The following is a 22,936-nucleotide window of genomic DNA, read 5'->3' as shown; positions in this document are numbered from 1 at the left end:
CCTTGTGGACGCCCTTGCCCGCTGCCATACTCGCTGACTAAGGGGGATGTTATGGACGTGGGCTCGGTCGTAATCGCAATCATCGTTGGCGTGGTTTTCCTCGCCCTCGTGCTCTACGTGTTCGGCACACTCTTCGCTGCGCCGATGGAGCCAATCGAACGTGTGCTCTGGGTTGTGGTGATCCTGGCCTTCCCATTCTTTGGCGCGCTGATTTGGCTGTCGTGGGGACAGGATTCGATCAAGCAGCGCAAGCTCCGCGCCGGCATCGAGAACTAGCTAGAACGCGCGGTCGAGCTCGGCGTCCCGCGCACTTGCGCCGCTCATCAGTGCGCGACCGACGGCAGTGCTGATCGTCACACTGGTGGCGTCGATGCGGTGGGTGAAGCCGAGCCGGGTTCCTTCTGCCGCACGCTGCTTGGCCGCGGTCACCGGGCGGATCTCACCGGCCAGGCTGATCTCCCCGAACGCCGCAATGTGGTGCGCGATGGGCTTGTCGCGCGCGGCCGACGCGATGGCCAGCGCGATCGCGAGGTCGGCTGCCGGTTCGGTGAGGCGCACGCCGCCGACGGTGGAGACGTAGACGTCCTGGTCGGACAGTTTGATGCCCGCACGCTTCTCCAGCACGGCGAGCAGCATGGCAACACGGGACGGATCCACGCCGTTCGTGACCCGCCGCGGGTTGGGCGCAGTGGTGGGCGAAACGAGCGCCTGCACTTCAACGGGCATAGCCCTGCGGCCCTCGAGCGCGACGGTGACACACGTGCCAGAGACCGGCGCCGTGCCGCGGCTGAGGAACAGACCGCTGGGGTCGGCGACCTCTGCGATACCGTCACCGGTCATTTCAAAGCAGCCCACCTCATCCGTTGGGCCAAAGCGGTTCTTGAGCGCCCGGATGAACCGCAGGGCGGTTTGGCGGTCACCCTCGAACTGGCAGACCACGTCGACGATGTGCTCCAGCAGCCGGGGGCCGGCGATGGAGCCGTCTTTGGTGACGTGACCGACGAGCAGGATGGGCAGGTCGCGGTCTTTGGCGACGCGGATGAGCGTGGAGGCCACCTCGCGCACCTGGGCTGGCTGGCCGGGGAGGCCATCGGAGAGGGCGCTGGCGACGGTCTGCACGGAGTCGACGATGACGAGGTCTGGTTTGACGGCGTCGATCTGGCCGAGGATGGTGCCGAGGTCGGTCTCGGAGGTGAGGAAGAGCTCTGGCTGGAGGGCCCCGGTGCGTTCGGCTCGCAAGCGCACCTGGCTGACGGATTCTTCGGCGCTGACGTAGAGCACCCGCGACTTGGCAGCTGCGGCCTTCGACGCCACCTCGAGCAGCAGGGTGGACTTGCCGACGCCGGGCTCGCCGCTCAGCAGGATGACGGCGCCGGGGACGATGCCGCCGCCGAGCACGCGGTCGAACTCATCAATGCCGCTCGGCCAGTGCTCAACCGCGGTGGTGTCGACGTGGGTGATGGGACGGGCAACGTTGGCGCCGGCGACGGCGGTGGCCTTGACGGCGCGGCCGAGGCCGGCCTTCTCGACGACGTCTGTCACGGTGCCCCACTGCTGGCATTCGCCGCAGCGGCCGGCCCATTTTGCGGTGGCCCAGCCACACTCAGTACAGCGGAAGTTTGATGCGGGCTTAGCCATACTCCAGAGCCTAGTTCTGGCCGCTGACACTCTCGTTCAGCGGGAGATGCGGTGGAGTCTCGTCGGCCGGGCGCGCCTGGGGAAAGCGTGCGGCGACATCCGTACTGAGGGCAGGCAGGAAGGCCTCTGCCCACACTCGGTAGCCGCGGTCGTTGGGGTGGAACATGTCGTTTGCGAACTGGGTGGCGACGCTGCGGAGGCCCTGCCGATGCGTGGTGGCGTGCAGCGGGGCAACGGTGAGTCCGTGCTCGGCGGCCACGCGGCGCACGATCTGGTTGGCCACGGCCACCTTGCGTTCGTTGGGCGGCAGGTGGAAGCAGGGCAGGTCGGCGACGATGGCGTGCTCCGGCAGCGCGGCGAAGATCTCACGGATGCCGCTCTCGAAGACCTCTGCGTCCCAGTTCGCGATGTCGTTGGCGCCGATGGCGACGGTGACGATGTCGGGCTGCAGTTTCACGAACCGGGGGAGCTGGTCGCGCACGGCGAGGGCAACGGTGGCACCAGACACGCTGAGGTTGAGCACGCGTACCGTGCGGTTCGTCAGGAGTCGGATGTGGTCGGCCAGCAGCCCGACATAGCCGCGGTTGGGGGCGCTGGCGCCGATTCCCTGCCCGGCGCTGTCGCCGATGGCGACGTAGAGCAGCTCGCCCTTCTCCTTGGCGTGATCGCGCCACCATTTGGAGTTGATGGGCAGCGTCTCGTTGAGCACCACCGCGTTTTCGGCGATGCGGCGGCGGAACTCGCGATAGCCGGCGCGGGCGGCGTAGCCGAGGCCGATGGCAGCGGCCAGGGAGCCGGCGGTGATGGCGAGATTTCGGAGTGGTCGTTGAACGGATGTCACTAGCCGAGAGTACAGCGGACGGCTGACAGTGGGCGGCCAGTGCAGTGGGGGCGGTGACACAGGCTGCCCCCGTGACCACGGCACGCGAAACGCTCGATTCGCTCCCGAGCGGCTTTCTCAACTAGAATCGTCCTCGGTACCGTGTCCGAGCGGCCGAAGGTGCAACTCTCGAAAAGTTGTGTGGGGGAGACTCCACCGTGGGTTCAAATCCCACCGGTACCGCCACAGAAAACCCCTTGCTTCCCTTTGTTTACAAGGGATTCAGGGGGTTTTCTCGTTCCTGATTGAGCCCTTCGGACTTCACCCGACTAAACGGCCAGGCTACCGGCCGTGATCAGCTGGAGGATGGCAAGATGATCGTCTTGCCGGGGCCGCTCTGACGCGCACCCTCTACTAGGACGTCGGCGAGTGGGATCTGGCGGGCGATCACTGGCCGCAGGGTGCCCGTGCTGAGCAGGCGGGCGATCTCGCTGAGCCGTTCTTCCTTCTTGTCCAGCGAGTAGTTCACCGCGTGCACCACCGAGTCCGCGGCCAGATCTTCTGAGATGCCGAACGCGATCGACAGGATTGTGCCTCCGTCACGGACTGCGGCGCGTGCGGCGGAGACAAGCGCGCGATCCCCGGTGAGATCGATGATGGCATCGACAGGTTCCACCTGCGCCAGTGCGAACTGGAGTTCTTTTGCACCACGCGGCACAACCTGCGCAGCACCGAGGCTGCGAAGCTGCGGCTCAGTATCGGAGCGAGCTGAGGCAAGGACCCGGACCCCGTTCGCAGCAGCGAGTTGCACGACAAAGGTGCCGACCCGCCGGCCGCGCCCAGCACGAGTATGGTCGATCCAGCAGCCGCTCCACTCGCCTCGAGCGCACCCAGCGCCATCATTCCCGCCGTGGCCGACGCCGCCGCGGCAACGAAATGCGTGCCGTCCGGAACGCGCTCCAAGGCACCGAACATTGGCCGCTCGTGCACGATCGCTGCCTCAGCATAGGTACCGAAGCGACGCTGCATGCCCCAAAACTGTCCGAACACCCTGTCCCCGACGGTAAAACGCGAGGCACCATCGCCCACGCGCTTCACGATTCCGGCCCCGTCAAACCCCATAACGAGCGGCAACTTATATGAGCCGCGAATACTTCGGAGAGCATCGACAGGTCGAGATCTGGCACGGTGGACTAGCCAGCCCCGAGTGCGGCAGCGGTCCTCTTGTTCGTCAAAGACTGCGCAGGCGCAGTGAACTCGTAGGTGCCCGATCCCACCCGAGTGTCGATATCGCCGAGTACGATCTCTGCGGACGTGCCCGGGGGCACGACAACTCGCAGTTGAACAACGTTATCGGTGAGTTCCCAGGCAACTTCGATCCGTCCGCGGGGCGAGTCGAACCAAGCTGAGACGGGACCGAGTTCGGATGTGACGACCGGCGCTACGCGGAAGGCTTCGAAGCCAACGGAACCGGCCGCCTGTCCGATTCCCCCGATGGAGCGATAGAGCCATTCACCGACAGACCCGAGTGAGTAGTGGTTGAAGGAGTTCATCTCAATCGACTGGAAGCCCGCATCCTGTGTCCACCCGTCCCAACGTTCCCAAATCGTCGTTGCACCTTGGTCGATTGAGTACCCCCATGACGGATAGTCGCGTTGCAGAAGGATCGCCACTGCGAGGTCGGGCCTACCGATTTTTTCCAGTACGGGGCAGATGAGATTGACCCCGAGGAATCCGGTGGTCAGTCGGCGCCCGGTCCTCTCGATTTCGTCGACAAGATGGTTCGCCGCGCTCAGCCTGCGGTCCTCCGGTAACAAGTCCCAAGCGAGCGCGAAAAGGTAACTGCTCTGAGTTCGGCCATGAACGTAGCCACCTTCGTCGACAAATCTGTCGACGAAGAGTCGCCGAAGTTCCCGAGCGGATTCCCGATAGCGCTGAACGTCATCAATCTTGCCCAGTGCGGTGGCAGCGTCGGCGAGTATATCCACCGAATGAATACGGTAGGCGGCCGCCACTACTGCTTTGGGGGTTTCGGCTCCGACGGATAGCCAATCGCCGTAATTGTTGCCGAGCGCGGAATCCCAGAGGGTGCCGGGATTGTTGGATGCGACATATTCGACCCATGCGCGCATGTGCGGGTAGTTGCGCACGAGAAGTTCACGATCGCCGTAGGTTTCGTAGAGCGTCCAGGGCACGATAACTACCGCGTCACCCCACCCAGGAGCTGCAGCGTCAAAGTTGCGGGACGTCGGAGGCACGGGGGCAACGTCGGGCACGCGTCCCGAGATGTCCTGGGTTGCAACGAGATCGCGCATCCAGCGGTCGAGGAATGCGTGCACGTCGCTGTTGTAGATGGCGGTGCGCGCGAAGATCTGGGTGTCCGCCGTCCATCCGAGGCGCTCGTCTCGCTGTGGACAATCGGTAGGAACCGCCACGTAGTTCCCGCGTTGGCCCCAGACGATGTTGGAGTGGAGCTGGTTGACGAGGTCGTTGCCCGTCACCAGACCGCCGGTGGTTCGAGAGTCCGACCCGAGCACGATCGCAGTGACATCGGAGGGGTGCAGTTCCCCGGTGAAGCCGTGCAGTTCGAGGTATCGAAACCCGTGGAGGGCAAAGAGGGGCTCGAAATGCTGTATCGCCTCTCCAATGGTCATGATTACGTCCCGCGACTCCGCGGTGCGCAGGTTCGCGGTGTACACGGAGTCACCATCGAGAATCTCGCCGTGAAACAGTTCCACCACCCTTCCCTCTGGTTGCTCACGTAGGGAGAGTCGTACACGCCCGACCAGATTTTGACCGAAATCGATAACGTGATGCCCTGCCGCATTCTTCGTGATTTCAATGGGCGGAACTTCCATGAGCGCGCGAACGGGGTCGGCCAGCTGACCTGACAGCGTCGTTGTACTGGTGTCGGTCACGATGGCCGGCCGCCATGCGCTGTCGTTGTATTCTGCAGTCGTCCAGCCGTCGGTGTCTCGTGACGTGTCGTGATATTCGCCCATCAGGAGATCGGACATGACGATGGTGCCGACGCTCTCTTTCCATCCATCGCCTGTCGCAATGAGTCGAGATGTGCCGTCCTCGAACTCGAGATGCAGTTCGGCTATGAGCTCGGTACTTGTGCCGTACTGGTCGGCCTGTCTGCGGGTGTTATAGCCGAGGTACCCACTCCACCATCCGTCGCCGATGGTCGCCGCAAGGGAATTGCGCCCAGGGTTCAGCAACGCCGTCACGTCGTATGCCTGGTACTCCAGTCGCGATTCGTACCGAGTCCAACCGGGTGTCAGTTCGTCGTTACCCACTCGGTGACCGTTGAGCCAGGCCCTGTAGACGCCTCGTGCCGTTATATAGAGGCGAGCGCGGAGCACCGTTCGTTCTTCCTCGAATACGTTTCGTAACTGTGTCGGTGGAGAAGAGTACATAGTGCGAAAGGAGCGCGGAATCGTCGCACCGATAGCCGGCGGATATTCTCCACCCTCGCCGAGTGGCGGCCGCGGATCGCGTGAGATCCACGCGGCCGCCCAATTCGCCGGGTCCCGCAGACCGGTCTCAAAGTGTGCGGTTGCATGGCCGACCGAGTGCACGCCTCGAACGTAGATTGTCCATCTGTATGAGGCGCGGGCCTCAAGTGGAGTGCCTTCGAAGGTTGCGGACACTTCAGTGGCCGCGATTGAGGCATCCCAGACGACTTCGACGGAGTTATCGGCAAAAATGCGCTCGACTACGATTCGGTTACTGATGGGATCGTCGTTGGCAAGTGCGGATTGAAGGCGCCATGAAAACGTCGGACGAGCTGAGTCGATCTCAAGCGGATGCGGGCGGCTATCGGTCGCAAGGTCGTGAATCATCATCCTTTGACACCGCCGCCGACGGTGAGTGATTGGATGAAGGACCGCTGGGCGAAGACGAATGCGATGTACACCGGCAGCGCAGTGAGCACCATCGCGCCGAAGACGGGAGCGTACCCGTAGATGAACTTCTTTGCGCCGAGGTCGGCGATGCCGATGGGGAGGGTGTACAGCTCAGCGCTGTGAATCGAGACGAGCGCATAGATGTACTCGTTCCAGGCTGCCATGAACGCGAGCACCGCCACAGTCGCTGCTGCGGGTCCGATGAGAGGAAGCATGACCATCCGAAATATCTGCCAGGGGGAGGCGCGGTCAATTGACGCGGCCTCCACGAACGAGTCGGGCAGGGCATCGAAGTGGGTCTTCATCAGGTACACGCCGATCGGCAGGGTTCCAGCAACGTACGGACCGATCAGGCCTACGTAGCTGTTGAGGATTCCCAGGTCGCGCGAGATCAGAAAGACAGGAAGAAGAAGCACCGGCGCGGGCACGACAAGCACGCCAAGGAAGACAGCAAACACGGCGTTGCTTCCCGGAAAGCGAAGGCGCGAGAAGGCATACCCAGCACCGGCGCAGCATGCCACCGAAAGCGCGACCACACTCAGGGTCACAAGGAGACTGTTGAGAAAGTACTGCGCGAGCGGGGTTGTCTGGAATGCAGTCACGTATCCGTTGAACGTCGGCGAAGTCGGCAGGCCCCACGGGGTAGCGAGGATTTCGCCGTCGCTGCGGAAGGACTGAATGACCAGCCAGATCAGAGGGTATGCCGACAGCAGCCCATACGCCCAAAGAGCGATTCCGGCCCCTCGGGGCACCCGCCGCCGCGCCCGTGGGCGGCGTTGGGAAATTGTGTTAGTCATGCAGGGTCCTCTCACGAAGAGCAGCGCGTCTTGAGATGAGCTGGGGGACGAGCGCGAAGGCGACTAACACGACACCGATGATGATGCCGACCGCGTTGGCGTAGCCGTACTTGTTGTTGACGAATCCCTGCACAAATACGTAGAGGGTGGCAATTGTTGTTGAGTTGATTGGCCCACCACGCGTGAGTAGGTAGACAAGGTCGAATGATCGGAATAGCTGAACAGTGAGCACCACGGCGACGAGCACGATCGTAGGGCGCACCATGGGTAGCACGATTCTCGTCATGGTCGTGATCGTGCCCGCACCGTCAATTTCGGCTGCCTCGAGAACTTCGGTATCGAGTGCGATCAGCGATCCGAAGATGAGAAGCATTGCAAAGGGGACGGTGACCCAGATCTGCACCAGCGATACGGTTCCCAGGGCGGTGCTTTCACCGGTGAGCCATGTCCCTGCCAACGCGTCGAGGTGCAATGCTCGGAGTCCGGCGTTGACGAGGCCGTTCTCAGGTTCGAGCATGAACTGCCAGAGGAGCCCGGTGACCACGACCGGCATGATGTACGGAACCATGAGTAGCACCTGTAACGCACGCCATCCACGAATCTTTTGAAACAGGAAGTACGCGAGTACGAACCCGATGACGATGGACGCGGTGACGACAACCACCGCGAAGATGATGTTTCGACCGAATGCCGCGTAAAGGGCAGGGTCCTGAATGGCCCGTATGTAGTTGGCCGCCCCGACGGGATTCTTATCCCCGTAGCCCGAGGCGCTGGTGGTGCTATAGCCGATACCGGTGATGATCGGCCAGACCAGGAAGAGGATAAGCAGGATGATCGCCGGAACGGCGAACAGCAGCCCGAGGAGACGGGATCGTCTCCGCTCTGAGGCTATTCGTGACATGTCGCTCCTTCGCGAACGGGGTCGGACGTGGGCCGGTGGGCGATCCCTGGCAGATCGCCCACCGACCGTACTATTTCTGGAGCTGCTACTGGAAGAGGCCTTCAGTCTGCTTTGCAGCATCTTCAGGGGTGATCTGTCCCAGAATCAGCTTGGGGAGGATCTCCGTCGACCACGTTGTGGAGCCCTCTGTGGTGAAGTTGGGCAGGTATCCCGACGAGTCGGTGAATCCGTTGCCTGCTGCCTCAAGGTATGCGGCCATCAGCGGGTTGCCGGAGCTCAGGTCGATGTCCAGACTGGGGATCGTGTACTGCGTCGTCGCTAGCTCGGTCTCGACCTCGGTCGAGGTCAGGTACTTGGCGAAGGCAACAGCAGCCGACAGGTTTTTCGATGCTTTGTTTACCACCAGCACGTTGGCGTTTCCACCACCCAGGATGCGGTTGGGTTTCACTCCATCCAGAGCCGGCAGCACGTAGGTGCCGAGGTTGAAGTCAGCCCCATCGACAACGCTCGCGAGGAAGTTCTCGGGAACGCTCACGAACTGTGCAGTCTTTTTCTGCAGGAACAGAGAAGTTTCTGCGGCAATGTCGGTTGTCACTTGACTTTCGGTCCAGCAGCCGGCCTTGGCCATCTTCTCAACGATCTCGAGACCCTTGATGTAGTTGGGGTTGGACACGGAGAAGTCGGCGACCTTGTCATCGCGCATGGTCTGGTCCCAAGCGAGGGAAGCCCACCAAGTACCCCAGACAGCGCCGGTGAGGGACATCGGGATATAGCCCGCCTCTTTCAGCGCGGTGCAGTTCGAGAGGAGCTCGTCGAACGTGGTGGGAACCTTGATACCCACCTCGTCGAAGATGTCCGTGTTGTAGATGGAAGCAACACTGATCGCGTTGAACGGCACGCCCCAGGTCTCACCGTTCGTGGTGTCCAGAGTCGCGTTGGCACCTGTGAGCAGAGAAGCGTTGAAGCTCTCGCCCCATGTCGCTGCGTCACCGTCATATGGAGCGGTAGCGAGTGCATCGGTCAGATCGAGCAGCTGTCCAGCACCCTGGAGCTCGACGAGCGACGCGTTCTGTGCCGCGAAGACGTCAGGCAGGTCGCCACTCGACGCTAGGGCCTGCAACTTGGTGGGGTAAGTATCGATCGCAGTGAAGTCGAGCTTCACGTTGACGTTTGGGTACTGGGCCGCAAAACCGTCGACGAGGTCCTGATTGGCGTAAGCCCACCATGTGCTGAACGTAATGTCGCCCTTGATCTGCGCCGGGTCGGTGGTGAAGCCGGCATCGCCGGTGGTCGCGCCTGTCGAGCATCCTGCGAGGGTAAGACCGGCGACGGCAGCGATCGCCACCGCCGTGGCCACGCGCGAGCGCTTTAGCTGAAACTTCATCGTTTCTCCTTGTGAGGTGGAACACTGGCTGGTGTTGAACACACATTAGAACGATTCAATGAAAATGCCAAGCCAATTTGTTAGGATCCATATCCACAGGCTCATTGTGCTTGAACCGTTACAAACAGGTTCCACATCGATCCGCAACGAAACTGGAGTTGAAAAGTGGCGAAGACTGGATTGCGGCAAGTTGCAACCCACGCTGGGGTCTCTCCTGCCACGGTGTCTAACTATCTCAACCATCCCGGCAAGCTCGCGAACGCGACAGCCGAGCGTATTCGCAGCGCAATCGAAGAGCTTGGATACGTAGGCAACTCCGCTGCGAGGGCGCTGCGTCTAGGCGAGTCCGACACCATCGGACACCTCACCTTCGAGGTGGGCAACCCCTTCTTCTTCGACTTCTCCAAAGGCGTCCAGGATCGTGCTGCCGAGTCGGGGTATTCCGTGCTTATCGCGAATACTGCCGGTTCCGCCGAACGCGAAGAGCGCTACTTCGATCTCTTCGAGGCGCAACGCATCAAAGGCCTACTACTATCGCCCCTGAAGGATTCAACTCGCCGGCTCAACGCGTTGAGACAACGCGGCATCCCCATCGTATTAATTGACACTCATCGCGACGGCGTCGAATGCTCCTCGGTGTCGGTTGATGACGTCGAAGGCGGCCGACTTGCAGTTGACCACCTCATCCAACTCGGACGAAAACGAATCATGTTCGTTGGCGGCCCGCTTGATCTGGATAGCGTTGCGGATCGGCTCACCGGTGCCAGACGAGCCGCGCGAACCGCACCCGAGGTTGAACTTGAGGTCGTGGAGATCGCCGAACGCACCATCAACGCAGGGCGAGATTCAGCTGCACAGTTGCTAAGCCGCAATCGCCCTATGCCCGACGCCATATTCGCAGCCAACGACCTCGTCGCTGTAGGAATCCTGCATATTCTTTTACGGTCCGGCAAGATTCGGGTTCCTGAAGATGTCGCGATCGTGGGCTACGACGATATCGACTTTGCCGCCGAAGCGATCGTGCCCCTGACATCGGTAAGGCGACCCGGAGAACTGTTCGGACGCACGGCGCTTGACCTGCTCCATCGCCAGATCACAACCGCCGCTCCGCCGGAACGAGTGGTTTTCCAACCAACCCTCATGGCTCGTCGCAGTACCCTCGGCGACGACAGCCCGAATGGCGACGTCTGACAATGTCGTCAGCCAATTCTCGCCGGATGACCACCAGCGGATCCATACCCGTGCTCCGCCACGGAGACCACGACCTCGGTGATCACCTGGGCGCACGGGATGCCTGGGTGTTTCAACACCAGGGCCGCTACTTCATGCACTACGACGGCGCCGGAGGCGTCGGGTGGCGTGCGTGCCTTGCGATAAGCGATGATGGCCTCGACTGGACCAAACACGGCCCTGCGCTGCAACTCGGTAACGCTGGTGACCCCGACTCGGCTTCGGCCAGCTACGGCACTACCTATTTCGACGGAGAGCGCTGGCACATGTTCTACCTCGGAACGCCACGCGTCACCGCGGACGAGCTCAAAACGCCCTCGTTTCCATACCTCACTATGAAAGCCGAAGCGACCTCAGCATCCGGGCCTTGGCGAAAGCGACCTGATGTGGTTCCCTTTCTGCCCACCGCCGGCACATGGTATTCGGAAACCGCTAGTCCTGGGCAGATCATCTGTGCCGAGGGCTCCTATGTCATGATCTTTTCCGCCGCGACTACCGATGTCACGGGACAAATACAGCGAACCCTCGGTGTCGCCCGGACGCATGACCTTGACACTGAATGGATTGTAGACGACGAGCCGCTGTTGCCCATTACCGAACAGATCGAGAATTCGTCGTTGTATTGGGACCAAGAAGATGGGCTCTGGTATCTGTTCACCAACCACATCGGCGTGGCCCCCGATCTGCCCGCAGTTCCACCACAGGGCAGCGCCGAATACACCGACGCTGTATGGGTCTATTGGTCGACTGATCCCACCCGGTTCAGCGCCCACAATCGAGCGACCGTGCTGGACGCCGAGAGCTCGATGTGGTCCCCGCGAATTGTGGGCCTCCCGAGCGTGCTTGAGATCGATGGTCGACTAGCCGTGTATTACGACGGGTCTGTAGACAACACGATTGGCCACGGCGGTCGTGACATTGGGGTCGCGTGGCTTAACCTTCCCGTTTCATCGAACCTCACGGGCTAGATCTGGCAGACACCACGGTCTGGAGAACTATTTGGTCGCACAGCGCTCGACCTCCTCCATCGCAGGATCACGACCGCCGGTCTGCCAGACCAGGTTGTCCCCGCCGTCACCCGATGACGAACGCAACCGCCAAATGCAATCTGGTCTTCGACGTCGCGGCGGATCTCATGCTCGTCGCTGCGCAAGTGATAGTCGCCGCAAGGCAAGTCAATAGTGGGGCACAGGGATCGGAGGGTTTCCAGTTGTGCTCAAGTCAGAGCGACAGATGCAGCACCATCCCGGTCAGACCGCTCAGTACGCTCGCCACTCCCGCCGCAACGGCATCACCAGCGCGTTGCGGAGTGACGGATGCCGCATCCTGATCGCCAGCTGCGCTGAGACCGGTCCCGCGGAACGTCGCCCCATCCCACACCACCGAGGTCACGTTCTCAGTGGGCTCCGGCAGCTCCGCGCCAACGATGAGGAACTGCTGCGCCAGGTGCTGCGGCGTGACGAGCGCGAGCACATCGATGACGCCGGTCCCTGCGCCGACCACGAGGTCGGGGCCGGTCGCCGTGGCCTCGAGGGCGCGTGCCTCCACCTCGTCATCGTTAGCCGCGCTGAGCACTTCAAGCTCTACGTCCTGGCGCTTCGCCCAGTCGCTTACCGCAGTGGAAAGCGTCGTGGTCGCTCGGTCATTGCCTGCGGTGATGAGAACGACACGATATCCGGCTGGTGGCTCCACGCCGTCCCACGAGCCGGGCTCCGGACTCACCGTCGCCTCAGGGGTGGGCGACGTGACATCGCCGAGAAAGCCGTCGCCGAGCTGCGCACGCGCCGAGGACTCAGAGCCTGGCGTCGAACTCGGCGGCAGGACGTCGTCAGTACCGGCGGCGCATCCGGTCGCCACAGCGAGAAGCGCGACAGCGGATGCCGCAACTGCAAGCAACCGGGAGAGTGAACGGTGTGGCAATGAACTCATCCTCAGTTGTCATCGAACGGCGGGCAGGCTGGTGGGTGCCCCAGAGCGGCCGCCCTTGTTGCGTCTTCAACGAGCTTCCCGGCCGGAACGGGCGCGCTGATGTCAGCCGGGTGCCGCCCGGGTGAACGGCGGGCGAACAATCGTCGGGGCCCGTCATCCGCTCAGATGGTCGAGGCAAGGGGGCGGTCTCGAGACGGCCGTGGGCGGCCTCCTCGACCAACGGGGGTGTTCGGCGAGCGAGGGTCTCGAGACGGCCGCGAGCGGCCTCCTCGACCAACGGGAGGGATGCCGTGTTCTCCTGGGGTTTGCCTGCGGTCCGTGTCGCGTTCATCCGGCTCGGGCACGTTGGCCGGGTGAACCACGCACCTGCGCCGCGCTCGCCGCGACTCCAAACTCTCTTCCGCCGCCTGCCCACAATCACCGCAACTCTGGGGTTGATCGCCCTGGCGTCGGGTGTCGTCCTCGGCGCCAGTCCAGCCTCGGCCCATGGCTTCACATCGAGCGTCTACGTCGACGTGACCTCGCCGACCGACGGCCACGTGCAAGCGGATGTCGACCTGGAGTACGACCTGCTCGTCGTCTCGGCCGCAGAGAACAACGATGACCAGGCGCTGTTCGACGACGGTATGGACCTCTTCGAAACGGGCGAGGAGGCGACGGCGCTGAACGCGCACGCCGACAGCGTCGTGGCCTACGTCACCGAGCGCCTCATCGTCACGGCAGACGGCGAGACGTGCGTGCCAACGCAGGTCGGCGATTTCACCGTGGCAGAGCGAGACACGGTGCCCTACGCGCGGCTGGTGCTCGACTACGACTGCACAGCGACGGCATCCGCAGCTGAGGGAGAGCACGCCACCCACGAGCTTCGCAGCACCCTGTTCCCCGATGCCGAAGACTATGTGACCGACACCAAGACGATCGTCACCTACGAGCTCGATGGACAGGCCGGCAGCGCTGCCCTCGACGCAGCGCATCCGTCGTTCTCGACCGGCCAGAGCGAAGCTGACAGCGCCGGAGAGTTCTTCCTGCTTGGCGCTGAGCACCTGCTTGGGGGGCTCGACCACATCTTGTTCCTGCTCGCCCTGATCGTCGGCTCGCGCCGCCTGCGCGACGTGGTCCTCGCGGCGACGACCTTCACGGTGGCGCACTCCGTGACGTTCATGCTGGCCGCGCTCGGAGTGGTCGCGATACCCGCCGCCATCGTCGAGCCGATCATCGCGCTCTCGATCGCCGTCGTCGCCGCCTGGTATATCTGGGGCGAGTGGAATAGTCGGCGCAAGCCGTACCTGACGCACGTCGATTCGATACGCACGGGCCCGCTCGGCCAAAGCAGAGCGGATGCCGTACGACTCGCCGTCGTGTTCGGCTTCGGCCTCGTACACGGCCTGGGATTCGCCGGGGCGCTGGGCATCGACGAAGCATGGTCGTGGTCACTGCTCTGGTCGCTGCTGGTCTTCAACGTGGGCATCGAGGCAGTGCAGCTGGGCATCATCGCCATCGTGTTCCCGCTGCTCGCAGTCCTCCGCCGCCGCGCGCCACGGGTGGGGCTCTGGACCGGTCTCGTCGTGGCCGGGCTGGTGGCCGCCACGGGCCTGATCTGGTTCGTGGAACGCGTGCTTGGGCTGGGCTGACAGCCGCCGCGCGCCACGGCACCCCCCACTCGGGTGACAACTTGCAATTGGCCCGCGCGCTACCGGGCCACCCCTTTCCATTCACACAGGATTCACACGAGCCGAGCACAGTGAGGGCGCGCACTCGCGTATCCACCCTTGTCCAACATCCGAAAGGCATTGGAATCACACATGTCGAATAACGACACAATGCAGGCCTTCAGGCCCGCACACCGCCGCGGAGCCACGCGCCTCGCAGCCGCAATCGTCTGCCTCTCCGTAGCAGTAGGGGGCGGCGCACTGCTGGCATCGCCCGCGTACGCGGCCCCCTCCACCCAGTCCGACATCGTGCTGGGTGTCGGCTCGAACGAGACCCAGCGCAACCTCGCCTGGTACTCCTCGACCGACACGAGCCAGGTCGCTCAGGTCGCGCTCGCCGCACAGGTCGTCGATGGCGTTTTCCCGGCATCCGCTACCAGCTTCGCAGGAACAGGCGCCGCCACCACGAGCGGTGAATTCAACCGCTTCGCCACGGTCACCGGGCTGAAGGAGAACACGGCGTACGTGTACCGCGTCGGCACAGAGGGCAACTGGTCGGCCACCTACTCCTTCCGCACGCAGGACTTCGACGGAGACTTCAACTTCCTGTTCTTCGGCGACCCGCAGATCGGATCCTCCGGCAACCTCGCCAACGACACAGCAGGCTGGGTAGACACTCTGAACGTCGCCTCCGCTGCATACCCGGATGCCGAGATGTTGTTCTCGGCCGGCGACCAGGTGGAATCCGCCGCCAATGAGGCCCAGTACGAGGCATTCCTGCAGTCAGACAAGCTGCGCCAGATTCCGTTCGTGGCAACCAACGGTAACCATGACGTCGGATCGAAGGCATACGAGCAGCACTTCAACACGCCGAACACCGACCGCGCGTCGGGCGCTGCGTCGTCCGGCACCGGATCGGGAGGCGACTACTGGTTCATTTACAACGACGTCCTCTTCATGGACATCAACTCGAACAGCCGCGATGCGTCGCACATCACCTGGATGAACCAGATCGTCGCCGAACACGGCGCCGACGCCAAGTGGAAGGTGCTCGCCTTCCACCACTCGATCTACTCATCGGGCCCGCACGCCACCGACTCCGACGTCGCCGATCGCCGCAGCGTGCTGCCGACGGCAATCTCCAATCTCGGTATTGACCTGGTTCTCCAGGGCCACGACCACAGCTACGCACGCAGCTACCTCATGCACAACGGGGCAAAGGCGAACGTCGATGAGGCTGCCGGTGCAGATTCCGTCGTTGCCGGCCCCGGTGGCGTGCTGTACGTGACGGCCAACTCAGCCTCAGGCTCGAAGTACTACGACCTGCAGAACAAGGGCTTCGAGTGGCTCTCCGTGCAGAACCAGGAGAAGGTGCGCAACTACTCGGCCATCGACATCAGCGATTCAGGGATCACCATCAAGACCCTGCGCAGCCAGGCCAACGGCGCAGACAAGCCGGTGAACAGCATCGTCGACCAGGTCACCCTGACCCGCGCCGCCGTTGCCGACACGAACAGCCAGGAGCTGCAGGTCACGGTTCCCAAGGCGGCACCGGGCGAATTCGTCTGGAACGTCGACGGCACCAACAACCTCGTCAACCTTGGCACGGCCATCGAGTCCGGCGACCACTACGCCGCGATCGGCACGATCAACCCGGTACGAGTGACGGACACGCGCGCGTCACGACCCGAATGGTCTGTCTCCGCGCAGGTCAGTGACTTCGCATCGGGCGCGACGTCGTTCTCCGGCAAGTACCTGGGCTGGACTCCTGCCGTCATCCAGGCCGGTGGCGACGCAGTTGCCGGTGCAGCCGTGCAGTCCGGCTTCGTCAGCGGAGACGGCCTGTCGGTCTCCTCGACCCTCGGTCACGCCGCTAGCGGGCACGCCCTTGGCGCGGCGAAGCTCGGCGCCGCCCTCGACCTGAAGATCCCCGTCGATGTCACCAACGGCACGTACAAGGCAACGCTCACGCTCACCGCGCTGAGCTAACCAGCTCGACCAACCATCGGGGTGGGTGCCAAGCGTGCCCACCCCGACCCGCACTCTCATGCAACAGCTCTCATGCAATAGCTCTCATGCAACAAAGGACAGCCAGATGAACGCCAGACCAGCACGCACCGCACGCAGCGCCCGCGCTATCGCCAGCCTGACTCATGCCGTGCTCCTGGCGTTGGTTCTCGCGATTGGATTCGCCACGGTGAGCCCGGCCGTCGCGGCCGAGGGTGACGGCGCCGTCACCTGGGGTGTGCGAACCTCCTCGAACGAGAACGGCACGGGCAGAGACAACTTCACCTACACGATTGACCCCGGCGCGCAGCTCAGCGATGCCCTGGTCATCAGCAACCACAACGCTGCGCCCCTCGACCTTGACGTGTATGCAGCAGACGGCTTCACCACCACCAGCGGGCAACTGGACCTCCAGACCACAGACACCCCGGCGGTTGCGGTCGGCGCCTGGACAACGTTGGCCAACGGCCACCTGCAGGTGCCGGCGGGGGAGACCGTCGAGGTGCCGTTCACTGTCACCATCCCAGCGGATGCCACACCAGGCGACTACGCCGGAGGCATCCTCACCTCGCTCCCGCAAGCCGCGCAGGAACAGGGCATCTCCGTCGACCGACGATTGGGCATCCGGATGCACGTTCGTGTCACCGGCGATCTCGCTCCCGGCCTTGCCATCGAAGACATGCGCGTCGACTACCAGGGAACGCTGAACCCGCTCGGCACGGGCGACGCCACCGTCACGTACACCGTGCACAACACCGGCAATGTTCGCGTCGCTGCCGGCCAGGCTGTGTCGCTCGCCGGCCCGTTCGGACTGCTGGCCACCGACGCAACAGGCGTTGACGCGGTTCCTGAGCTGCTGCCCGGCGAGTCCTGGGACGTCTCCGTGTCGGTGTCAGGGGTGTTCCCCGCGTTCTGGCTCACGGCGACGAGCGTCCTGTCGCCAGAGCTAGCTGTCGTGGCAGGGACGACCCCCGGGATTGACGCTGTCGCGACCTCAGCGGGAACCTGGGCTGTTCCGTGGTCGCTGCTGGTCCTGATCCTCCTGCTCGCTGCCGCGATCGTCGGAACCGTGCTCGTCGCCAGACGCCGTCGTCGCCAGCGCGCTCTGCGGGAGGACATCCGCGTGCAGGAAGCCGTCGACCAGGCGCTACGCAAGCACGAGACAGACGACCTGAAGCCAGAGGTGAAAGAGGATGCGCCGGCGCAGTAGTGCGTGGTGAGAGCAGGGCGCTTGGCATTTCGGAACTCCGGCGTTAACTGGTCCATAACGACGCCACCGAGACACCGAGGAGCTGACATGAAATACGGTTTCAAACTCATTGCTGAGGCGTTCGGGCCCCGTGAACTGGTGCGGCAGGCGATCCGCGCCGAGGCGGCCGGATTCGATTTCGTCGAGATCAGCGATCACTACCACCCGTGGCTCGAAGAGCAGGGACACTCGCCATTCGTCTGGTCTGTTCTCGGGTCCATCGCCGAACGAACAGAGGCGATCGGCTTGGCGACGGGGGTCACCTGCCCCACAGTGCGTTACCACCCGGCGATCATCGCCCAGGCCGCCGCCACGATTGCGCTCCTCTCTGAAGGACGCTTCACCCTCGGCGTCGGTGCGGGAGAGCGCCTCAACGAACACATCGTCGGCAACGGATTCCCCGCCGTCGGTAAACGGCATCTCATGTTGCGCGAAGCCCTCGAGATCATTCGCCTGCTGTGGCAGGGCGGATACCGGTCGTACGACGGGCGATTCCTGCAGTTGGAGGATGCCCGTGTTTTCGACCTGCCAGACAGTGCGCCGCCCATCGTGGTGGCCGGAAGCGGATCAAAATCAGCGGCCATCGCAGCAGAGCTGGGCGACGGCATCTTTGCGGTGGAGCCATCGGCCGATCTCACCGCTGAGTACGCCAGGCTCGGCGGGACGGGTGATCGCTACGGCGAGGTCGGGCTGGCATGGGCGGAAACGGATGAGGCGGCGATTGAGGCCGCCTGGCGCACCAGCCGGTGGGGATTGTCGGGCTGGAAGGTGATGAGCGAGCTCCCCAACCCCGTGAATTTCGACGCGGCCGCCGCCCTGGTTCGGCGCGAGGATGTCGCAGAGAAGTTCTCGCACGGTCCAGACATCGACGCCCACGTCGAGGCAATCTCGGCATTTGTCGATGCGGGGTTCGACCATGTGGCGATCATGAACGTCGGCCCTGACATGGATGGCTTCTTTGACTTCTTCGAGTCGGAGCTCGGCCCGCGCCTCCGCAGCCGCACGTAGCGCTCAGGCTGGCCGCAAACGCCGGTCAGTAGCTAGGCCTGTCACCCACCGGTGCCGGGTCGTGTGCGCCGTCGCCGATGTAGGCCGCGGCCAGGTTCTCCGAGGCGCGGGCGAGGATGGCAACGTCGGCCGCGACCAGCACGAAGTCGGCGCCGGCAGCAATGTAGCGCTCGGCCGTCGCCGGTGCAAAGGCATTCACGCCGACCGGTTTGCCGAGGGCAGAGACGGAGCGGATGCAGTGCTCAACGGATGCCACAACGTCTGGGTGATCCTGTTGGCCGAGCAGACCCATGGAGGCGGCGAGGTCGGACGGTCCGATGAACAGGGCGTCGACGCCGTCGACGCTGGCGATCTCTACGAGGTTGGCGACGGCATCCGTCGTCTCGATCTGCACGATGAGCGAGATCGTCGTGTCAGCCTGGTCGACGTAGTTGTCGATGCGGTTCCAGCGTGAGGCCCTGGCCAGGGCGCTGCCGACTCCGCGCACACCGTGGGGTGGGTACCGCACGGCGGCGACCATGTCGCGGGCCTGCTCGGCGCTGTCGACCATGGGAATGAGCAGGTTCTGCGCGCCGAGGTCGAGCAGCTGTTTCACGATGACGCGGTCGCCGATCGGCGCGCGCACGAGCGGGACGATCGGATATCCGTGCACGGCCTGCAGCTGGCTGAGTGTCGATTCGAGGCCATTGGGGCTGTGCTCGGTATCGATGAGCAGCCAGTCGAGGCCGCTTCCGGCGCAGATCTCGGCGACGAGGGCGCTGCCGGAGCACACCCACATGCCAATCTGCGGTCGGGTCGCGTCCGCGAGCACCTCGCTGAAAGAGGCGTCGGGTGTCACTCGAATCGGCATGTGATTGCTCCTAGCTGTCCGTAGTCTGCGTGCACGACATCGCCCTTCTCCACCCACATCGGGCGGGTGAATGACCCCGCCAGAATGATTTCCCCCGCGGCGAGGCTCGTGTCGTGCTGGGCGAGCTTGTTGGCCAGCCAGTAGACCCCGGCAGCCGGGTGATTGAGCACGGCGGCGGCCACCCCCGACTCCTCGATGGTCTGGTTGCGGTAGAGCAGCGCTGACACCCAGCGCAGATCGACGTCGCCCACCTTCACCGGCGTGCCGCCGAGGATCATCCCGCCCATGGCGGCGTTGTCTGAGATGGTGTCGACGATCGTGCGGCCGGGCATCTCAATCCGGGAACTGAGGATCTCCAGGGCCGGAACGACGTAGTCCGTGGCATCCAGCACGTCGAACAGGGTGCAGTTCGGGCCGGAGAGCGGCTTGCCGAGCACGAAGGCGAGCTCGACCTCGATGCGCACATTCGAAAAATCATCATGGCGGATGCTCGCGCCATTCTCGTAGACCACGTCGCCGAAGATCACGCCGTAGTCGGGCTCTGTGATCCCGGTGGCGACCTGCATGACCTTGGACGTCAGCCCGATCTTGCGGCCGACGAGCGTGCGCCCGGCCGCGATGCCGCGTTCCTTCCACACACTCTGCACGGCGTACGCGTCGTCGACGGTCATGTCGGGGTAGCGGGCCGTGAGGAGCGGAATGGTCGTTCGGGTCTGGTCGGCCTCGAAAAGCTCGTCGGCAATCGAATGGATGACTGACTGTTCAAGCATGCGCGAATCACTTTCGCTCTCGGCCGGAGCTGCGCGTGGTCGCGACAGAGCCGGCCTGACTTCTGGATGGTTTCGGGCTTTCGTGCACCCTAGGGCATGGCTGCGTCCTGACGCAGTCGCTCGCCCCTGGAGGGTGTGGAGGGCCTAGAGAGTGTTGCCGAGCTTGAAGCCCTTCTCCACGTCACCTTCACGGGTATACGAGAAGCCATCGGCGCCGACCGTCACCGCCAACTCGCTGGCGTCGGTTCGCGCCACGACCGGCTGCGGATTGCCATCGAGGTCGAGTACGAGCGACGCCTCCGTGTACCAGCTCGGCACGACGGCATTGCCCCACCAGTCGCGGCGCTGGTTGTCGTGCACATCCCAGGTGACGACGGGGTTGTCAGGGTCACCGGTGTAGTAGTCCTGCGTGTAGATCTCGACGCGGTGGCCATCTGGGTCGAGCAGGTACAGGTAGAACGCGTTCGAGACGCCGTGCCGGCCTGGGCCGCGCTCGATCAGGTCGGACTTGCGCAGCGCACCGAGCTTGTCGCAGATATAGAGGATGTTGTGCTTCTCGTGCGTGGAGAACGCAACGTGGTGCATCCGTGGCCCGTCGCCGCCGGTCATGGCGGTGTCGTGCACGGTGGACTTGCGACGCATCCAGGCGGCGTACGTCACGCCGTCGGCATCCTGGATGTCTTCGGTCACCCGGAAGCCGAGGTCTTCCATGTACTTGCGCGCACGCGGAACGTCGGGGGTCACCTGGTTGAAGTGGTCGAGCCGCACGAGCGCGCCAGGGCCGTAGAGGTCGTAGCGCCAGGCCAGCCGCTCGACGTGCTCGACGTCATAGAAGAACTCGTACGGGAAACCGAGCGGATCCTCGACGCGCACCGAGTCGCCGATGCCCCTGACGAAACCATCGGGGCGACGTTCGACCCGGCAGCCGAGCTCGGTGTAGAAGGCGACAGCCAGGTCGAGGTCTTCCGGGCTCCGCACCCGGTAGGAGAACGCGGCGACGGCGGCCACCGGCCCCTGGCGCAGCACGAGGTTGTGGTGGATGAACTCCTCGAATGACCGCAGGTAGATCTCGGCATCCGTCTCGTGGGTGACGACCAGGCCGAGAATGTCGACGTAGAACTCCCGCGACTTCGCCAGGTCGGTGACGACGATCTCCATGTACGCGCAGCGCAGGATGTCGGGCGGCGCCGAGCTGGGGGTGGCGATCGGGTTGGGGTTGGGGTTTACCACTGAGGTCTCCTCGTTGAGAGTGCTGCGTGATGAGTGAGGTGCTGCGGGCAGAGATTTAGCGGATGCCGAATCGTGCGGTGTGCACACTGCCGAGCGTGATGTGCACGGCCTGCTGGTCGGTGTAGAAGTCGATCGAGCGGTAGCCGCCCTCGTGGCCGAGGCCGGAGGCCTTAACTCCGCCGAATGGGGTGCGGAGGTCGCGCACATTGTGTGAGTTCAACCAGACCATGCCAGCTTCGACCGACTGGGCGAAGGTGTGGGCGCGCTGCAGGTTGTTCGTCCAGATGTAGGCGGCGAGGCCGTACTTCACGCCGTTGGCGAGCTCAAGCGCCTCGTCGTCGCTGTCGAACGGGGTGATCGACACGACGGGTCCGAAGATCTCTTCCTGGAAGATGCGGGCGCTGGGAGCGACATCGGCGAACACCGTCGGCGCCACGTAGTTGCCATGCTCAGAACCGGCGGGCAGGTTCGCGGGGCGTCCGCCACCAGCGAGCAGCCGGCCTTCTCCCTTGCCGATCTCGACATAGCTCATGACCTTGGCGTAGTGCTCAGGGTGCACGAGCGCGCCGACCTCGGTCGCAGGGTCGTGCGGGTCACCGACGACGATTTTCTGGGCGCGAGCGGCGTAGCGGGCGCAGAAGTCGTCGTAGATGGAGCGTTCGACGAGGATCCGGCTGCCGGCGGTGCAGCGCTCGCCGTTCAGCGAGAAGACACCGAACAGGGTGGAGTCAATGGCGGCCTCGATGTCGGCGTCGGCGAAGACGACGGCCGGAGACTTGCCGCCGAGCTCCATCGACATGCCCTTGAGGTTCGCGGCACAGTTGCGGTAGATGGTCTGGCCGGTGGTGGTCTCACCGGTGAACGAGATCAGCGGCACATCCGGGTGCTTGACGAGCGCGTCGCCGGCCTCTTCGCCGAGGCCGTTGACCAGGTTGAAGACGCCGTCTGGCAGGCCGGCCGAACGGAAGATCTCGGCCCAGAGGCTGGCGGAGAGCGGTGTGAACTCGGCCGGCTTCAGCACGACGGTGCAGCCGGAGGCGAGGGCGGGTGCGAGCTTCCAGCTCTCGAGCATGAACGGGGTGTTCCACGGTGTGATCAGCCCGGCCACCCCGACCGGCTTGCGGTTGACGTAGTTCACCTGGCTCCCAGGCACTTTGTAGGTGTCGTCGGCCTGGGCAACGATGAGGTCGGCGAAGAAGCGGAAGTTCTCCGCAGCGCGCTGCGCCTGGCCGAGCGCCTGGGTGATCGGCAGGCCGGTGTCGAAGCATTCGAGTTCGGCGAGGCGGGCATCCTGCGCTTCGATCGCATCCGCAATCCTGTTCAGGACGCGCGAGCGCTCCCGCGGCTTCATGCGCGGCCACGGGCCGTTGTCGAACGCCTCCTTCGCCGCGGCCACGGCCAGATCAATGTCAGCCTGCTGGCCGGCCGCGGCCGTCACGTAGGTCTGGTTCGACACAGGGTCAAGCACCTCGAAGGTTTCACCGTTCACGCTGTCGACGAACTGGCCGCCGATGAAATGCTGAATCGAGCGGGGGAGTCCGGCCGGAATGTGGTGGGTCATCT

At 63.8% G+C, this 22,936-nt stretch carries 19 protein-coding genes, 1 tRNA gene and 1 pseudogene; 8 read left to right on the top strand and 13 right to left on the bottom strand.

What is annotated here, in order from left to right:
* Positions 1 to 51 precede the first annotated feature (51 nt).
* On the top strand, positions 52 to 276 hold the full coding sequence (locus tag AC25Z0_RS09490) for a PLD nuclease N-terminal domain-containing protein (RefSeq protein WP_488120483.1): 225 nt from the start codon (positions 52 to 54) through the stop codon (positions 274 to 276).
* Here AC25Z0_RS09490 and radA read toward each other — a convergent pair whose 3' ends face one another.
* Together radA and AC25Z0_RS09480 are read right to left on the bottom strand one after the other, a co-directional pair.
* The gene (radA, locus tag AC25Z0_RS09485; protein WP_488120484.1) at positions 277 to 1,638 is read right to left on the bottom strand and encodes a DNA repair protein RadA; all 1,362 of its coding nucleotides are present in this window, start codon (positions 1,636 to 1,638) and stop codon (positions 277 to 279) included. It abuts the gene before it with no gap.
* Positions 1,639 to 1,648: 10 nt separating this feature from the next.
* Positions 1,649 to 2,479: an SGNH/GDSL hydrolase family protein gene (locus AC25Z0_RS09480; protein ID WP_488133003.1), complete on the bottom strand. Its 831-nt coding sequence runs from the start codon at positions 2,477 to 2,479 to the stop codon at positions 1,649 to 1,651.
* A gap of 135 nt (positions 2,480 to 2,614) precedes the next feature.
* Here AC25Z0_RS09480 and AC25Z0_RS09475 point away from each other — a divergent pair.
* A tRNA-Ser gene (locus AC25Z0_RS09475) sits at positions 2,615 to 2,704 on the top strand.
* A 109-nt stretch (positions 2,705 to 2,813) separates the two neighbouring features.
* Here AC25Z0_RS09475 and AC25Z0_RS09470 read toward each other — a convergent pair.
* From AC25Z0_RS09470 to AC25Z0_RS09445, 6 genes and pseudogenes are all read right to left on the bottom strand, one after another.
* Positions 2,814 to 3,317 (bottom strand): zinc-binding dehydrogenase, encoded by a 504-nt coding sequence (locus AC25Z0_RS09470; protein WP_488133132.1) that lies wholly within the window; start codon positions 3,315 to 3,317, stop codon positions 2,814 to 2,816.
* A gap of 131 nt (positions 3,318 to 3,448) precedes the next feature.
* Positions 3,449 to 3,730: pseudogene (locus AC25Z0_RS09465) on the bottom strand (alcohol dehydrogenase catalytic domain-containing protein); the annotation flags it as partial.
* The gene (locus AC25Z0_RS09460) at positions 3,652 to 6,306 is read right to left on the bottom strand and encodes an alpha-L-rhamnosidase (protein WP_488133131.1); all 2,655 of its coding nucleotides are present in this window, start codon (positions 6,304 to 6,306) and stop codon (positions 3,652 to 3,654) included. The gene AC25Z0_RS09460 and the pseudogene AC25Z0_RS09465, both read right to left, overlap by 79 nt.
* Positions 6,306 to 7,166 (bottom strand): carbohydrate ABC transporter permease, encoded by an 861-nt coding sequence (locus tag AC25Z0_RS09455; RefSeq protein WP_488133002.1) that lies wholly within the window; start codon positions 7,164 to 7,166, stop codon positions 6,306 to 6,308. Before AC25Z0_RS09455 ends, AC25Z0_RS09460 begins: the two co-directional genes overlap by 1 nt.
* Positions 7,159 to 8,067 (bottom strand): carbohydrate ABC transporter permease, encoded by a 909-nt coding sequence (locus AC25Z0_RS09450; protein WP_488133001.1) that lies wholly within the window; start codon positions 8,065 to 8,067, stop codon positions 7,159 to 7,161. The genes AC25Z0_RS09455 and AC25Z0_RS09450 overlap by 8 nt, the downstream gene beginning before the upstream one ends.
* Positions 8,068 to 8,152: 85 nt before the next feature.
* Positions 8,153 to 9,451, bottom strand: a complete 1,299-nt coding sequence (locus AC25Z0_RS09445; RefSeq protein ID WP_488133000.1) for an ABC transporter substrate-binding protein — start codon at positions 9,449 to 9,451, stop codon at positions 8,153 to 8,155.
* 165 nt (positions 9,452 to 9,616) lie between these two features.
* Here AC25Z0_RS09445 and AC25Z0_RS09440 point away from each other — a divergent pair, with 165 nt between their 5' ends.
* Positions 9,617 to 10,642, top strand: a complete 1,026-nt coding sequence (locus AC25Z0_RS09440) for a LacI family DNA-binding transcriptional regulator (RefSeq protein WP_488132999.1) — start codon at positions 9,617 to 9,619, stop codon at positions 10,640 to 10,642.
* Positions 10,643 to 10,668: 26 nt separating this feature from the next.
* On the top strand, positions 10,669 to 11,649 hold the full coding sequence (locus AC25Z0_RS09435) for a hypothetical protein (RefSeq protein WP_488132998.1): 981 nt from the start codon (positions 10,669 to 10,671) through the stop codon (positions 11,647 to 11,649).
* A 253-nt stretch (positions 11,650 to 11,902) separates the two neighbouring features.
* Here the strand turns inward: AC25Z0_RS09435 and AC25Z0_RS09430 are convergent, their stop codons facing one another.
* Positions 11,903 to 12,601 (bottom strand): BMP family ABC transporter substrate-binding protein, encoded by a 699-nt coding sequence (locus AC25Z0_RS09430; protein WP_488132997.1) that lies wholly within the window; start codon positions 12,599 to 12,601, stop codon positions 11,903 to 11,905.
* Between the two features lie 362 nt (positions 12,602 to 12,963).
* Between AC25Z0_RS09430 and AC25Z0_RS09425 the strand changes: the two genes are divergently transcribed.
* From AC25Z0_RS09425 to AC25Z0_RS09410, 4 genes are all read left to right on the top strand, one after another.
* Entirely contained in the window at positions 12,964 to 14,241 is a 1,278-nt protein-coding gene (locus AC25Z0_RS09425; protein ID WP_488132996.1) for a HupE/UreJ family protein, read from the top strand.
* Between the two features lie 171 nt (positions 14,242 to 14,412).
* Positions 14,413 to 16,248: a purple acid phosphatase family protein gene (locus tag AC25Z0_RS09420; RefSeq protein ID WP_488120501.1), complete on the top strand. Its 1,836-nt coding sequence runs from the start codon at positions 14,413 to 14,415 to the stop codon at positions 16,246 to 16,248.
* Positions 16,249 to 16,354: 106 nt separating this feature from the next.
* A complete protein-coding gene (locus AC25Z0_RS09415; RefSeq protein WP_488132995.1) occupies positions 16,355 to 17,476 on the top strand; it encodes a DUF916 domain-containing protein in 1,122 nt (373 codons plus the stop codon).
* 3 nt (positions 17,477 to 17,479) lie between these two features.
* On the top strand, positions 17,480 to 18,523 hold the full coding sequence (locus AC25Z0_RS09410; protein ID WP_488132994.1) for a TIGR03557 family F420-dependent LLM class oxidoreductase: 1,044 nt from the start codon (positions 17,480 to 17,482) through the stop codon (positions 18,521 to 18,523).
* A 25-nt stretch (positions 18,524 to 18,548) separates the two neighbouring features.
* Here AC25Z0_RS09410 and AC25Z0_RS09405 read toward each other — a convergent pair whose 3' ends face one another.
* From AC25Z0_RS09405 to hpaE, 4 genes are all read right to left on the bottom strand, one after another.
* Positions 18,549 to 19,373, bottom strand: a complete 825-nt coding sequence (locus tag AC25Z0_RS09405; protein WP_488132993.1) for an HpcH/HpaI aldolase family protein — start codon at positions 19,371 to 19,373, stop codon at positions 18,549 to 18,551.
* Positions 19,358 to 20,143, bottom strand: a complete 786-nt coding sequence (hpaH, locus tag AC25Z0_RS09400; RefSeq protein WP_488132992.1) for a 2-oxo-hept-4-ene-1,7-dioate hydratase — start codon at positions 20,141 to 20,143, stop codon at positions 19,358 to 19,360. The genes AC25Z0_RS09405 and hpaH overlap by 16 nt, the downstream gene beginning before the upstream one ends.
* Before the next feature lie 144 nt (positions 20,144 to 20,287).
* Entirely contained in the window at positions 20,288 to 21,373 is a 1,086-nt protein-coding gene (gene hpaD, locus AC25Z0_RS09395; protein WP_488132991.1) for a 3,4-dihydroxyphenylacetate 2,3-dioxygenase, read from the bottom strand.
* 55 nt (positions 21,374 to 21,428) lie between these two features.
* Positions 21,429 to 22,934, bottom strand: a complete 1,506-nt coding sequence (hpaE, locus tag AC25Z0_RS09390) for a 5-carboxymethyl-2-hydroxymuconate semialdehyde dehydrogenase (protein ID WP_488132990.1) — start codon at positions 22,932 to 22,934, stop codon at positions 21,429 to 21,431.
* Positions 22,935 to 22,936 lie beyond the last annotated feature (2 nt).

Source organism: Leifsonia sp. Y862 (assembly GCF_057669585.1).
The sequence above is the reverse complement of the archived record's forward strand: the minus strand, read 5'-3'. Positions and strand labels throughout refer to the sequence as shown.

Coding starts and splice junctions, on each gene's coding strand:
- AC25Z0_RS09490 (WP_488120483.1), top strand. CDS start 52: ATGGACGTGGGCTCGGTCGTAATCGCAATCATCGTTGGCGTGGTTTTC.
- radA (WP_488120484.1), bottom strand. CDS start 1,638: ATGGCTAAGCCCGCATCAAACTTCCGCTGTACTGAGTGTGGCTGGGCC.
- AC25Z0_RS09460 (WP_488133131.1), bottom strand. CDS start 6,306: ATGATTCACGACCTTGCGACCGATAGCCGCCCGCATCCGCTTGAGATC.
- AC25Z0_RS09455 (WP_488133002.1), bottom strand. CDS start 7,166: ATGACTAACACAATTTCCCAACGCCGCCCACGGGCGCGGCGGCGGGTG.
- AC25Z0_RS09450 (WP_488133001.1), bottom strand. CDS start 8,067: ATGTCACGAATAGCCTCAGAGCGGAGACGATCCCGTCTCCTCGGGCTG.
- AC25Z0_RS09445 (WP_488133000.1), bottom strand. CDS start 9,451: ATGAAGTTTCAGCTAAAGCGCTCGCGCGTGGCCACGGCGGTGGCGATC.
- AC25Z0_RS09435 (WP_488132998.1), top strand. CDS start 10,669: ATGACCACCAGCGGATCCATACCCGTGCTCCGCCACGGAGACCACGAC.
- AC25Z0_RS09420 (WP_488120501.1), top strand. CDS start 14,413: ATGTCGAATAACGACACAATGCAGGCCTTCAGGCCCGCACACCGCCGC.
- AC25Z0_RS09415 (WP_488132995.1), top strand. CDS start 16,355: ATGAACGCCAGACCAGCACGCACCGCACGCAGCGCCCGCGCTATCGCC.
- AC25Z0_RS09405 (WP_488132993.1), bottom strand. CDS start 19,373: ATGCCGATTCGAGTGACACCCGACGCCTCTTTCAGCGAGGTGCTCGCG.
- hpaH (WP_488132992.1), bottom strand. CDS start 20,143: ATGCTTGAACAGTCAGTCATCCATTCGATTGCCGACGAGCTTTTCGAG.
- hpaE (WP_488132990.1), bottom strand. CDS start 22,934: ATGACCCACCACATTCCGGCCGGACTCCCCCGCTCGATTCAGCATTTC.